We start from the raw sequence: 12,972 nt of genomic DNA, 5'->3' as shown, positions 1-12,972 counted from the left end.
CGGGGGGTCAGTACTGGATCCGCCATGCCAGGCGGCATCGGCAGTTCAGGGCCTGTCCCGGGGGTGCCTGGGGGTCGCCGGGGTGGCGCAGCAGGTCCTGTCCGACGGCGAAGGGCTGTCCGAGCGGTTGGGTCTGGCCATCGGCGGCTTCGTGCTCGGGTCGGGTCCGGCCGTCGTCGTGGGCGACCCAGCGGCGAACGAGGCCGGCGCGGGCAGTCGCGGCGGCGGCCTGGTCTCGGGCGATCTCGATGGTGGCGGTGGCCAGGCGGTTGGCCGTGCTGGTGGCCCAGGCCGCGAGTGAGCGCCCCCAGTCTCGGGTGGTGTCGGTGATGCCGGTGAGGTTCTTCCCTGCGCGGTCGGCTTGTCGTACTTCCTCGGCGAGGACGCTGGCCTGTTTGGCCAGCCAGTCGGTGAGCAGCGGGGCGAGTGCGGGCCAGACGGTGACCGTACTGGTGCCGGTTGAGCCGAGAGCGGCGTTCAGTTCGTTCGCTGCGGCGTCGGAGGCGTGCTCGATGAGGGGCTGGAGGGCCTGGGTCGCTTCCTGCTGCCACGTCGCTACGTCGATGACCTGCTCGACGGGTAGGTCCTTGCTGCCGGCCCGGGTGTCCTCGGTACCGCGGTCGTCCCAGTGCCGGGTGCCCTTGCGGTGCCGTGGGGCGCTGAGCCGGGCGACGGTACGTTCGGTCCAGCGGACAGTGAGGGTCTGGAGCGCGTCGTCCAGGCGGGTGTGAAGGGTCTCGGCGGCGGTCTGGTCGAGCGACAGGTCGGTGGTGGTGTCGAGGGCCTTGGCCGTACGTGGTGGCTGGCTGGTGGGCGGCGTGGCGGCCGGGGTGAAGGCCTGGGCGTCGGCGGCGCGGGCGGGGACCGGGGTACGGCCGGAGGTGAGCCACAGGGCGCGGGTCGCCGGGGTGTCGTCGACCTCATCGGAGTAGCCGGCGAGTTCGGCGTAGGAGCGGACGGACCGGACGCCGGCGGCGACCTCCTCGCGGGCCTCGGTCAGGCGCTTGGAGCGGGCGTTGCGCAGCACGTCGATGTCGGAGGTGTCGGAGTAGACCTCGTTGCCGTCGCCGGCGTCCTCCTGGAAGCCGGCGGCGAGCAGCGACAGGTGTGGCGGCATGGTGACTTCCCAGAACTGCAGCTTCTCGGCCTGGGCGTTGTCGTAGGTGCGGCCGCTGGCGTTGCCGAGCTGGGATTCGGGGACGCCGAACGCGGCGAGGAGCTCGACCTTGGAGTTGAGGGACACGGTCTCGTAGGCCATGTCCCGTGGGGTGGTGGAGGTGTCGGTGACGGTGATGTTGCCGCCGGTCAGCACGGTCCAGGCACCGGCAGCTGACGGCCCGCCGCCGAACTTGGCGCGCAGCAGGCGCAGTTCGCTGTCGTCCATGTCGCCGTCGATGCCGATGACACCGCCGGGCCGGGCGTCGTTATGGACGAAGCTGAGGTTGTAGTGGCGGGTGAAGAAGTCGAGGTCGGCGGACAGGCCGGCGGCCTCCAGCGGGGTGATGCCGGAGTAGGGGTCGAGGGGGTGGGGGTTGCGGATCCATCGCACCCGGTCCACGTCAAGCGTGCGCAGTTCGCCGGTCGGCGTGACGGTTTCGAAGTGGGAGACGAGGTCCGCACCCTTGCCGGGGACTGGCCTGGTGCGCCCAGGGGGCAGGAGGTCGATACGCAGGAGGTCGCCGCCCCGGCTGAACGTCGGCTCGAGGAAGACGCCGCGTTTGCTGAGCAGGAGCTGCATGCTCGCCCGCTTCTTGAGGATCCAGGCGACCTCGAGGGGGTTGGCCTTGACGTTCATCGCCTGGTAGAGCGGGTGGTCGGCGAGCGGCGGCAGGGGCTCATCGGAGCTGTCGCTGCGTGGGCGCACACGCAGGAGTCGGTCGGCGGCGTGGTTGGCGATGGTGTCCACGGCCTTGTAGATCCACACGGCGCGTTCCATGCCGTCCTGGACGGCTCGTTCAACGGACCACGGCCTGGCCCGGTCGATGCCGGCTGGCGCCCAGTTGAGGGTGTAGTTCGGCTCGCTCTTGGCGTCCGGCGGAGTGCTGCGCAGGGTGGGGAACCATCGGCGGGACATGGGCGGGGCTCCTCCTACTGCTGCTCGTCGTCGCGCCCGAGGATGGTGGCGACGGTGAGCGCGCACAGGCTGGTGCATGCCGTGCCGAGCCGCGGGTCCGTGGTGTAGGCGGCGGTGTTGAGTCCCGCCGCGCCGAGGGCGAACAGGACTACGGCGGCGATGTCGCGCACCCGGCGTGATGCCGGGTGCGCGACATCGTTCTTGGTGCGCGGGTTGGGCCTGCTGGGTGTCGTCACGGCACGCAGGCTAGGCAGCCCCGCTGCTTAGCGTCCTGGTGTGGCTGGCGGCGGGAATGCGCCGCGCACCCGAGGTGCTGGCGAGGCGGACGGCGGGCGCGGCGGCGGTGCCGGCGGGGTGCGCTGCGGGGGTGCGTCGCTTCCGGGTTCCGACGGGGCCGCCGTGGAGGGTGGGGTCGGAGCCGGGGCACTCGGTGTGCAGGGCCTCGTCGTAGGGCTTGCGGCAGTGAATGCACATCACCTCGGCGGAGGAGACCTTGGTGGTGGCCGGAACGCGGTAGACGCCGCGTCGGCGTGCATATGCAGCGCCCTGTGCGTCCACGGGGACGTAGGCGGCGATAACCCATTCATGCGAGAGCTTCTCAGCAGCCGTGGTCATTTGGAAGCTCCTTTCCGGACGGCCTGACGGGGGTAGGCCGCGTAGCGCATGAACTGATTTGTGAGCACTGATTCATCCTTTTCTCGCCAGGGGTGGTAGCACCTCCAACGTGGGGTTGGAGGCACCTCCGTCTCGACCTAGGTATCCGAGTAAGGAGAAATGGAGGAGCACGTGGAGCGTGGTCCAGATATGTGACACACCCCCGCCAAATCCCCCGAATCCCCCGACGCCGTCTGGCATATGCAGTACGGCTCGCTAACGATTCAATATCCGCCAATGCCGCCCTCGCCACTTCTTTTGATGTGACTTCCATCACATGCCTTGATCTGCCGCCTTCGGATTCGTCCCCCGTCTAACAGGTGGGATCTTCATGCGCACATTAGATGCATCGTCTGACAACTGTCGGCATGCATTCGACTGGTGCCCTATGCGACAAGTCGGACCTTCCGGCGACGCGCCTGCGGCTCGTACAGAGCCAGCAGCAGGGCCTCCGCCCGGTCCGGAGAACTCACTCCCCTCGCCTTCATCGACCGCTTGGACTCGATCACCGTCCGCCCGGTCGCGCTTGTGCCGAGCTTGGGCGCGGACAGCTGGGCCTGAGTCCGCCGATCCACGCGCAGGCGTAGCGCCGATGCGGCGGGCGAGACCAGCGCCCGGGTCGCCAGCCACATCTCGTCGCGCTGGGTCGCAGGGCGCAGCGTGGCCGCCTCGTCGTCCCGGCCTGGTGCCTCGCTGACGACGACCGACACGATCTCCGCCTCGTGCAGCCCTTCCCGTCGCCACGACTCCAGGAGGCCGGCCACACCCCAGCCGACCCCGACACCGTCGACCTTGACCCGGACCGGGAGCCGGGTGCCGATCGCTCGCGCGAGGACCTGAGCCGCCAGGATCTCGCGCAGCACGACGCCGGCGACCGCGACGGGGTCGGCGTTGTCCTGGCCTGCCGTGGCGTGGCGCAGCTCCACGAGGTCGCCGACCGCGCGGGCGATCACCATCTCGTCGCCGCCGCCGGCAGCGACATCGACGCCCAGGCGCACCCACGCGCCGGCCTTCACCCGGTACGGGGAGGTCTCGCCGTCCAGGCCGAGGCCCTTGAGCACGTGGAAGTCCTCACCGTCCGGCTCGGCGGCGTCGGCTGCGGCCTCGATCCAGGACGCCGGGATCGCTCGGGCCTGGCCGCCGCGCGGGAACTGGGCGTGCACCTTGGCCTGGACGAACGGGGCGTCCTCCCCGTGGTCCCGGATCGTGTCCCGTACCCACTCGGGGTCCACGAGGTGGGAGGCGAGCAGGTGCGCTGGCGCCTGCGGAGGGCAGGATCGGCAGCGCCGCGTTCGTTCGCCCGACATCAGCGGGGTGTCGTAGACGCTGATCGGCAGCACGTGTACGGCCGGGTCGGCGCAGGTCTGCTCGAACCAGCTGCCCTCGTCGTCGGTCGGTGGGTTGCCGATCAGCAGGGCCCGGGTGTGCTCGCCGGTGAGCACACCGCGCATGGCCGCACCGATGATCCGACCGATGCCGCCGGCCTCGTCCACAATGAACATCAGCCGCGGTGCGTGGATGCCCTGAACGGCGGACTCGTCGTGGTCGGGGGCCGAGAAGCCGTATGCCACCACGACGTCCGAGCCGTGGGAGTCCGGCATCTTCCACTGGGTGACGCCCACCTCTCCGGGCAGGCCTGCCCGGGCGACGATCTGCCGGATGTGGGGCCACATCTGACGCTGCACCTGCCGGGCACGGGTGGCGGTGGTGACCGTCAGGGCGGTGCCGGGCGGGTGGACGACCGAGAACCAGACGGCCGCTCTCGCCGCGATGTGGGTCTTGCCGGAGCCAAAGCACGAGGGGACTGCGACGCGGCGGTGGCCCACCAGCGCTTCCAGGATCTCGCGCTGGCGGCTCCACTGGGATTCGCCGAGGACGTCTTCGACGAAGCCGACGGGGTCGTCGGCCCACAGGGCGTACGGGGTGCCAGCCTCGGCCTTGGCAGCGGCGAGGACCTGGGCCCAGTCCCTGACCGCCAAGCCGTCGTAGAAGCGGCGGCGGAGGGCTGGGGGCGAGGCCGCGAGGTCGGCGTACAGGCGGCGGCCGACCTTGCCGGGGCGAGGCGCGGGCAGGGCTGGCAGGGGCTGCTTCACGGGCTCCCCTACGGGTCGGGATCGATCGGCAGGCCACAGTGCATGGCTGTCTGCGGTGTGTCGCGCCGAGACCCGAGAGAGAAAGCTTACGCAAGTCTTCTTTATAGACTTAGGTCTACTTCTTTGCGAGGCTGGTCCTGCCAGCCGGGGACCGCGAACCCCCGGCCCACACACAGGGAGACCAACCATGGCACTGACCAGCCGGATCACCGCCCGCCACGCGGCCATCGCCTTCGCCGTGGCCGCCGCCTTCACCGCCGGAACCACCCTCGCGTCCCACCCGGCCTCCGCCCCGGCCGCTCCCCTCACCCCGGCTGCCCCAGCGTCCGCGTTCCTGAGCCCCACCCCGGCGCAGCCTGTGATCGCCCCCTCCGCTCCAACCGCCCCGGCCCTGCCGACCTGCCCCGCCCCGGCCGCCGACGACCCCGGCCTCGCCATCGCCACCCTGACCACTCCCGTTCTCACCATCACCACCCCGGCCACCGTCACTGAGCCCGCCCCGACCGTCACCGTGACGGTCAGCGCCACCGCCACCCAGGTGGTCACCGCCCCGACCCCGGCCGCACCCGGCACCAACAGCCCCGCAACGATCCTTCCGGCCGCCCCGCAGCCCCCGAGCCCGACCGTCACCCGTAGCCCGCTGCAGCCCACCAACAGCCCGCAGCCGACGCGCTGACCGCCGAGCCGGGCCCTTTCTGGACGGGAAGGGCACGGCTCGTTCACCGGCCTACGTGCTGCGGAGGAAGAGACAGCACCCACCCCTGGGCCGTCTTCGTCGCCACGACACCGAGCTGCGTACGCGCCCGCTGAACAGTGCGCGGCGCCAAGCCCACGTCCGCGGCGGCCGCCGTCACGTCCCGGGCCGGTACGGGCCCCTCGGCCAGCAGCTCCTCCAGGAACCTGTAGGCCCCGGTGCTCGCCGGGCGCCGACGGCACAGGTCCGCGCTCTCGATTGCCCGATCCGTACCGCGCGAGAAGCGGGAGTTCCACACCACCGGCCGATCACGGCCGGCCTGACGGAACTTCAAGCCGCCCATCACCCTCCACGACTCGCAAGCAACCGGTACCAGCGCCATCGAACTCTCGGGCCCGTTCACAGCCATGTGCACCGCCGCCGCACTCCCCAGCTCCGCAGCCTCCTGCGCACGGCGCGAAGCCAGCCAGCCCGCCCGCTTGGACGCTTCCCTCACCGCCAGCACAGCCATCCCGAGACGCTCCGACACCTCGCCCAGAGCCCGCAGCGCCCTCTCCGCAGGCACCCGGTAGGGGCACACCAGCATCACGTCCACCACCAGCAGCTCCACGCCCCGTCCGCGCAGCAGTCCCTCCACCTGCGCCACATCCGCCGGCAGCCGCAGCCCCCGCTGACCACCGCGCCCGCCCAGGACCTCAATCACTTCGGTCCGCCCGGCATCTGCACCCGAGGCCGACAGCAGCCGCCGTACGTCCGCCGTGGTGTGCGGCGCCGTCAGCACCACCACACCCCGGCCGGTGGGCGGATGTTGGCCGTCCGGCAGGACAGACCCGGCAGAAGCCCGAGCAGCCACATCCAGCGCCACCGTCAGGGTGTTGACGCCGTCCTCCCCGTCGATCAGCGTCAGGCCAACCGACGGAAGGTAGCCCGGCCAGATCCAGCCCGGACCGTCCTCGAACGCCGGCGGCGGTACCACCACGTACTGCGCGCCGATCCTCAGAGCCGCCGCCACGTCCTGCGGGTCGCAACCGGCGCCCAGGCAGTCCAACTCGACTCGGCCATCGCCAGCAGCAAGCACGAGTAGCGAGCCCTGCCGGTCATCGTGGGCTGGGCACCTCGCCAGCCATCCCCCCTCGGTCAGCCTCACGTTCCCCCAGCGGCGCAGCGCTTCCCGCACCACCTCGTAAGAGCTATCCGACAACACGATCATTCTCCCTTCGTTCAATCGACGGGCATCGCGTCGCTTCGCAGCGATGCGACCCCTCGCCCCCTGTCGACACGCCCACCAGGCAACCAAGCTGACGCCACGACAGCTCGGGACCACAGGACGTCCCAGCTCGCACGCGCTTACGCCAAACCGAGCAGCCTATCCCCGCCCCAGGCCCGGGCCACAGGACCCAAAGTCCCTGTTCGCTGGGCCAGGCGGGCACGTCGCCACGTGCGGCACAAAGAGCCGCTCGTACGGCAGCAGTGGCAGCTCCCGGGTGGGCCAGCGTGAGCGAATCGTCCCGGCGCCATCCCGGTAGACCGCGGTGTTCCCCCGGCAGGAAGGCTGAGGGTCGATGGCCAGGCGCGCCCCCGAGTCGGTCACCGTCCAGTGCACCGGGCGCCGGCACCTCCGGCACCTCGACAGCCCTCGACGCGGCAGCACGGCTCACACCCCGCCGGTCGCCGGTTCCGGAACGGCAAGGAGCGCAGCCACCTGCCGCCAGCCGTACATCGCCACCGCGTTCGCCTGACCGTGCTCGGCGATCGCCTCCAGAACAGCCACCGGATCCACCGCGCCCCGGCCGCCTCCGGGCAGCGCCGCCATCAGTGGACGCTGCCCTGGCATGACCGTCGACGCCGGGCGCTTCCCGCCGGCAGGCGGCGCGTCTACAAGCGACAGCGTCCTCGACCCGGCTGCTGGCGAGCTGTCTTCCAGCGCGATCCGCCGCTCGATGCCCGCGAACCGCTCGGCCACCGACACCTGCGCCGCATCCGCCACCTTCCGGTGCTGGGCCGGACGGGACCGGCGATCCGGGGCCTGCAGCGCAGGCGCCCCCGGCTGAACCCGCTGCTCCCGCACCCACTTGCGCCACATCGCCTGCCAATCGGCCCCCTGCGTGCCACGACCGCGGTGCCAATCCACGAACGCCTCCGTCGTCGCCGCCAGACCCTCCCGGCCGCCGAGCCGGCCAAGGTGCCCCTCGGCAGACGCCCACAGCAGGGCCGCCTCATCGGGTTCGAAGCCGTCCGGAAGTGGATGCCGGCGTGGGTGCCGGCGTGCCGGCCCCAACGGACGTACAGGCTCCCCACACACATCAACCCCCTCCCTTCGGGAGGGGAGGGCAGGGGCTGGGCGCGCGCGAGGATCATTCCGGTCCCCGAGGGACTCAGGTTCCTGAGCTGCGCCGTTACCACCATCGGGCTCGCGATTGGGTTCGCGGTTGTCCGGCGAAGCGTCATCATCGGCGGGCGGATGACCGCCGCCGCGCTGCTGGCGCTTCTTCTCCGCCGCGCGGCGGCGGCGCTCGTGAACCTGCTGGCGGCTGGGGTTGGCGTCCAGGTAGTCGTGCATCACGAAGTCGCCCTCCCGGACCTGCGGGCACTTCGGGCATGTGTGCCGTGCCGCGTGCCACAGCCCGGCCGCCACGAGCTTCCGGGTCTGCGAGGCGGTGCCGTTCTTGGCGGCGACCGCTCCGGGGATCACGCCGTCGGTCAGGTGGGCGGCGGCGTAGGCGCCGCAGCGCAGCCAGAGCCCCATGGCGGCGTTGCCCGCCGCAAGGGTCTTGAAGTGGTCGTCGGTGCTGTCTCCAACAGCAAACCAGGACATGCCAGCGTCTCCTACCAGGGGTCGTGTGCCGGGGCCGCAGTCCGGCAGGTGAGTGATCGGGCGCTGGACCGTTCAGGCCGCCGCGTCCGTGGTGGCCGCCGCGTCGATGCCGAGCAGGGCGCGCAGCTTGGCGGTGGGAACGAGGAGCCGCCGGCCGACCGAGATCGTCGGGATGTCGCCGCGCCGGGCCGCGTTGTAGCTCGCGGCCTTCTGAAGGCCGAGGAGTCGGCCGGCCTCCGGCACCGTCATGGTCGGCTGAACCCGCGGGTCGGGCAGGACGGGAGTGTCGTCTGTCGTCGTCATGACCGCACCCTGTCCCGGCCCGGGCCTTTTCGTCCCGCCGTCCACCTCCGGCACCATCTGTCTCGGCACGTATCACCAGGCACGCGCGCGGTACAGGCGAGACCACATTCGTGCAGGTCAAAGTGCATGCGCACCGCAGATGGCGTTCTTGGCGCGAGTGAGCTGACACAGGGTCACCTAAGTAGAGGGTGGCTTTCGACCTGCCGAAACGCCCTGTTTCACCGGCTAGTTGTTCGCCTGTTGTCCACGCTCGTCCACGCCCGTATCTGCGAACCGCAGCCAGGGCCACCGCCGTCCAAGCTCGACGCGACCCAAGAGCGCCGGCGCGCATACGGTCACGCCAACTCCTCCACCGTCCCTCGGGTCTGTGCCCCAAGAAGCGCAGGTCCGTGACTGTTGGGCACGCCCTGCACGCCAGCCCAGGTGCGACCCACCAAGCAAGAGCGCCATCGGCGACCTGCGCCGTCGTGGCGACCACGACTACCCCGGAGAAGGCGAGTCCTTCCCCCCGGCGACCTGCACAGACGCTGGCAGGCTATGCGGCTTCGGCCGACATTCGCAGACCCGAGGTGGCATTGCGCGCGCGGCGTGCGCCCAGGATCTCGACGTGCCTGATGACCACGGCGTGCGTACGGTCTGCCCCATTCAGCACGCCAAACCCTGTTCCGCCCACCCAGGTGGCCAGGTGACTGTAGACGTGTCCGGCCGAGCCCAAGCGGCTCCCACGCCCCAACAGAGGGAGACCATGCCTGCCCCGCTCCACATCCCCGCCAGCACTCGGCCCTCTGGGCCGCTCCCGGACTCCGCAGGCAACACCACACACGGGGCAGATCCTGCAACGGAGTTCGACCTCCTACACAGCGGCTGGTACTCGACCGAGGAACTGGCGACCCTGCTGACCGTCGATCCCTCGACCCTGCGGCGCTGGCGCTCCGCCACTCCCCCGCAGGGGCCGCCATTCGTGCAGATCGCACCCCGGCTGTACCTCTACAGCATCCCCGACACCCAGGTGTGGCTCGCCCAGAGGCGCACCGTCCCACCCAAGGCAGCCTGAATTGTCCGACCGCACCCAGCTCATCCCCATGGGTGTCCACCTCTCCACCGACATCGAGCACCGCCCCGACAGGCAGCCATCCCGCCGGTACCGCGCCCGCGTGCGCTGGACTGATCCAAACGGTGATGGCCGCAAGTCGCTCTCCTCCTCCGTTGCCACGGAGGAGGAGGCCAAAGCCTGGATCGCCCGTATGGAGCGAGCTGCAGGACGCGGCATCACACCTCACACGCTCACCATGACTCTCGCCGAATACGGCGATGAGAACTGGGACTTGGCCATGCGCGGCCTCGAAACCACCACCCTCGACCCCTACACCGCAGGCTGGAAACTCCGAGTCGTCCCAACCCTCGGCCACATACCTGTCACCAACATCACCAACGGCATTACCGACCGGGCACTCCACTCCTGGATCGCCGACGAGCTCAGCATCTCCTCCGTCAAGAACAGCCTCGCCCCACTCGTCCGCATCATGGAGCAAGCCGTCCGCGACGGCCTCATCGACTTCAACCCCTCACGCATGACCGGCTGGCAACGCCTCTACAAGAAAGCCGAAGACGAACTCGACGACCCCCGCTCCCTCGCCCTCAAGGACTGGGACGCCCTCGAAGAACTCGCCAACGCCATCGTCGAACGCTCACACAACCACTACCGCGGCTGGGGCGACATCGTCCGCTTCGCCGCCTGCACAGCCGCCCGCATCGGCGAAGTCTCCGGCGTCCGCGTCAAAGACATCAACCGCTTCGACTGGACCTGGGACCTCTGCCGACAAACCACCACCGCACCCGGCGGCCTCATCGACAAAGGCACCAAAGGCAAACGCCGCCGCACCGTACCCATCATCGAAGAGATCCGCGACCTCGTGAACTGGCGCATGAACGTGGTCGGCAACGACCCCATGGCCCGCCTCTTTACCGGCCCACGAGGAGGACGCATCACCACAGCCATCCTCCGCGACGCCACCCACTGGGACGAAGTCGTCGTCAGTCTCGGCTACGAATACCTACGCCGCCACGACCTCCGGCACACCGGCCTCACCTGGCTGGCCGACGCCGGCGTTCCAATCCACGTCCTTCAGAAGATCGCAGGACACGGCCACATCACCACCACCCAGCGGTACCTCCACCCAGACAGGAGCGCCATCAAGCAGGCCAGCCAAACCCTCAGTGCTCATCTGGCATTGGACCGCGTCGCAACCACTGACCGTGCATCTGCCGACACCAGCACGGGGCCGGAGCGAACCGCTCAAGCCTCGGTCCGTCACCTGCGGCTGGTCCAGTAACTACCGTGCTCTGTCGACCACGTCGAACCATCACCCGAGAGGACGACCAAGACGTCTCCGCCGACCAGGGCAGCTCCGTGTATGAGTACGTCATAGAGGAGAAACAGCCCGAGGATACTTGGATACGCATCGTGCGCGCGAGCGCGTCGCCCTCGACATTCAGGGGAACTGAGGTGACCCCCGCGATGACTCTGCTGGCCAATTCACACGGCGAGGGTGAGTGACTGCCGGAGCGTGGTGAGGCGGGAGGTCCAGCTGCCGCCCAGCGGGGCTCCGGTGAGCCAGGCATCGACGCGGACGAGGTTGAGAGATATCGCCGTGAGTACATGCTGCAGATGGACCTTGGCCTGGCCTCGGTAGCGGGCCCGGTGGACACCGCAGCGGCGTGAGGCCTGTGCCATGGTCCCCTCGACTCCGGAGCGGGTGGCGTACTGTGCGCGCCAGCCATCGGTGGCCTGTTCTGCGCGGATGTGACGCTGGGCCTCCAGTTGGGGGCGGGCGCGGAAGGTCAGACCCCGGGCGCCGGTGGCCGAGCGGGTGCAGCGCGGGCGGTCGGGGCACGGCCCGCAGTCGGGCATCTTGAAGGTCACCTGGACGATCGGCAGACCGTCCGCGTTGCTGGTGCTCTTCCAGTTGCGACTGGTGGCTCCGTTGGGGCAAGTGACGTTCTGTGTCTCCCAGTTGATGGTGAACCGGGTGAGGTCGAATGCCTCGGGGTCGCGGGCCTGCCAGGCCGAGTCCGGCGGCAGCGGACCGATCAGTTCGATTCCGTACTGGGTGCGGGCGTCGAGAATGTGGTCCACGCTCACGTAGCCGGCGTCGACATATTCCTGTTCGGGCAGCAGGTCGGCTTCGGCGAGGTCGGCATGCCGGGTGGCGACTGTCTCCACGTCGGAGGTCGTCGCCGGCGTGGTGGCGACGTGGACGATGACATGCGGGCGGCTCGCTTCGCAGGTCTCGGTGAAGTGGCCCTTGTATCCGCTCCAGCCCATGCCGCGCTTGACCCCGTAGCGGGCATCGGTGTCGTACGGGCTCGTGATCGCCACCGCCCCGGGCGGCCGCTCCCCCTTCCCGCGCAGGCGCGGCCCGTCGTGGTCACGGTGGTACTGCTGGACCCAGATCATCCGCAGGACCTGAAGCGCGGGGATCTCCCGCAGCCACGCGGGCGCGCCCTCGGCGTGGACCGCCTCCAGCAACTGGTACCCGTCCGTGCCCACCGTGACGGCCAGCGCCGCACGAGGGCCCTCTCCCTGCGGCAGGCGGTAGTCACTCGCCCGCTGGGCATAGCGCTCCCACCAGGCATCGGGCGCGTGGCCGACCAGCCATACCGGGGCCGCCACGGACAAGGCCTCCAGAGCGGCGCGCATCGACTCCATGGCGAGCTCCAGACGATTGAGCAGCCGCACGCACGCCAGGACGTGCGTGGCATCAGTGCGTTGACGGCCGCCCTTCGCCAGCAGGTCGTGCTCCCGCAGGACATCGAGCAGCCGTGCGAGCAGAAGCTCGGCCCGGTCGCCCTGCGCCAGCCTGGTGCGGAACTCGCTGAGCACGGAGGCGTCGAAACCCGGATCGGTCAACTCCAGGGAGAGACAGTACTTCCAGTCCACTCTCGCCCGTACCGCGTCGGCCGCCTGGCGGTCCGTCATCCCCTCCGCGAACTGCAGCACCAGCACCATGACCAACCGCGCCGGCGAGATCGAAGGGTGTCCGCGCCCCGCGAAGTACTCGGCGAACTGCCCGTCGGCGAACACCTCCCCGAGCGCCTCCCGCACCCGGATCGCCAAGCTCCCCTTGGGGAACGCGGCGTGCGCCACCCGAGCTGTCAGCGGCGGCACCTCACAGCCCGACCTCGGCCACATCGACACAACGGACCACCCCACCCGAACTCAGGACGTGCACGCATCAACACAGTCCCACAGGCCGAAGGATCACCGCAGCAGTCCTTGTGAATTGGCCAGCAGAGTCATTCCGGGGGTCACCTCAAACCTCCGCGCCGCAGGCGTCGA

Annotated in this window: 11 protein-coding genes; 3 read left to right on the top strand and 8 right to left on the bottom strand. The window is 70.0% G+C overall.

Translation table 11 applies throughout. The features are described from left to right. Positions 1-7 precede the first annotated feature (7 nt). The 4 genes from OG871_RS27410 to OG871_RS27395 form a co-directional block, all read right to left on the bottom strand. Complete coding sequence (locus OG871_RS27410) at positions 8-2,074, bottom strand: phage portal protein (RefSeq protein ID WP_371500230.1); 2,067 nt, start codon at positions 2,072-2,074, stop codon at positions 8-10. Between the two features lie 14 nt (positions 2,075-2,088). Further along, positions 2,089-2,310 (bottom strand): hypothetical protein, encoded by a 222-nt coding sequence (locus OG871_RS27405; RefSeq protein WP_371500228.1) that lies wholly within the window; start codon positions 2,308-2,310, stop codon positions 2,089-2,091. 10 nt (positions 2,311-2,320) lie between these two features. Further along, entirely contained in the window at positions 2,321-2,689 is a 369-nt protein-coding gene (locus OG871_RS27400) for a hypothetical protein (protein WP_371500226.1), read from the bottom strand. A gap of 425 nt (positions 2,690-3,114) precedes the next feature. Beyond that, complete coding sequence (locus tag OG871_RS27395; protein WP_371500224.1) at positions 3,115-4,821, bottom strand: DEAD/DEAH box helicase family protein; 1,707 nt, start codon at positions 4,819-4,821, stop codon at positions 3,115-3,117. 187 nt (positions 4,822-5,008) lie between these two features. Here OG871_RS27395 and OG871_RS27390 point away from each other — a divergent pair, with 187 nt between their 5' ends. Then, positions 5,009-5,497 (top strand): hypothetical protein, encoded by a 489-nt coding sequence (locus OG871_RS27390; protein WP_371500222.1) that lies wholly within the window; start codon positions 5,009-5,011, stop codon positions 5,495-5,497. A 43-nt stretch (positions 5,498-5,540) separates the two neighbouring features. Here the strand turns inward: OG871_RS27390 and OG871_RS27385 are convergent, their stop codons facing one another. The 3 genes from OG871_RS27385 to OG871_RS27375 all read right to left on the bottom strand — a co-directional run bounded on the left by OG871_RS27385 (position 5,541) and on the right by OG871_RS27375 (position 8,633). After that, positions 5,541-6,725, bottom strand: a complete 1,185-nt coding sequence (locus OG871_RS27385) for an AAA family ATPase (protein ID WP_371500220.1) — start codon at positions 6,723-6,725, stop codon at positions 5,541-5,543. 444 nt (positions 6,726-7,169) lie between these two features. Then, entirely contained in the window at positions 7,170-8,330 is a 1,161-nt protein-coding gene (locus OG871_RS27380; protein ID WP_371500219.1) for a hypothetical protein, read from the bottom strand. 72 nt (positions 8,331-8,402) lie between these two features. Further along, positions 8,403-8,633: a helix-turn-helix domain-containing protein gene (locus OG871_RS27375; protein ID WP_371500218.1), complete on the bottom strand. Its 231-nt coding sequence runs from the start codon at positions 8,631-8,633 to the stop codon at positions 8,403-8,405. Positions 8,634-9,378: 745 nt separating this feature from the next. On the opposite strand from OG871_RS27375, the gene OG871_RS27370 reads away from it, so the two are divergent. Together OG871_RS27370 and OG871_RS27365 are read left to right on the top strand one after the other, a co-directional pair. Continuing rightward, on the top strand, positions 9,379-9,687 hold the full coding sequence (locus tag OG871_RS27370) for a helix-turn-helix transcriptional regulator (RefSeq protein WP_371500216.1): 309 nt from the start codon (positions 9,379-9,381) through the stop codon (positions 9,685-9,687). 1 nt (position 9,688) lies between these two features. Continuing rightward, the gene (locus OG871_RS27365) at positions 9,689-10,966 is read left to right on the top strand and encodes a tyrosine-type recombinase/integrase (protein ID WP_371500214.1); all 1,278 of its coding nucleotides are present in this window, start codon (positions 9,689-9,691) and stop codon (positions 10,964-10,966) included. A 203-nt stretch (positions 10,967-11,169) separates the two neighbouring features. Here the strand turns inward: OG871_RS27365 and OG871_RS27360 are convergent, their stop codons facing one another. Then, entirely contained in the window at positions 11,170-12,825 is a 1,656-nt protein-coding gene (locus OG871_RS27360; RefSeq protein WP_371503446.1) for an IS1182 family transposase, read from the bottom strand. Positions 12,826-12,972: the final 147 nt, after the last annotated feature.

This window comes from Kitasatospora sp. NBC_00374, assembly GCF_041434935.1.
GTDB lineage: Bacteria > Actinomycetota > Actinomycetes > Streptomycetales > Streptomycetaceae > Kitasatospora.
Note: the sequence above shows the minus strand (reverse complement) of the source record. Positions and strands in the feature narration are given on the sequence as shown.

What these genes read in the sequence shown, in the direction of transcription:
- OG871_RS27410 (WP_371500230.1), bottom strand. Translation starts at nt 2,074, where the DNA reads ATGTCCCGCCGATGGTTCCCCACCCTGCGCAGCACTCCGCCGGACGCC.
- OG871_RS27400 (WP_371500226.1), bottom strand. Translation starts at nt 2,689, where the DNA reads ATGACCACGGCTGCTGAGAAGCTCTCGCATGAATGGGTTATCGCCGCC.
- OG871_RS27390 (WP_371500222.1), top strand. Translation starts at nt 5,009, where the DNA reads ATGGCACTGACCAGCCGGATCACCGCCCGCCACGCGGCCATCGCCTTC.
- OG871_RS27385 (WP_371500220.1), bottom strand. Translation starts at nt 6,725, where the DNA reads ATGATCGTGTTGTCGGATAGCTCTTACGAGGTGGTGCGGGAAGCGCTG.
- OG871_RS27380 (WP_371500219.1), bottom strand. Translation starts at nt 8,330, where the DNA reads ATGTCCTGGTTTGCTGTTGGAGACAGCACCGACGACCACTTCAAGACC.
- OG871_RS27375 (WP_371500218.1), bottom strand. Translation starts at nt 8,633, where the DNA reads ATGACGACGACAGACGACACTCCCGTCCTGCCCGACCCGCGGGTTCAG.
- OG871_RS27370 (WP_371500216.1), top strand. Translation starts at nt 9,379, where the DNA reads ATGCCTGCCCCGCTCCACATCCCCGCCAGCACTCGGCCCTCTGGGCCG.
- OG871_RS27360 (WP_371503446.1), bottom strand. Translation starts at nt 12,825, where the DNA reads ATGTGGCCGAGGTCGGGCTGTGAGGTGCCGCCGCTGACAGCTCGGGTG.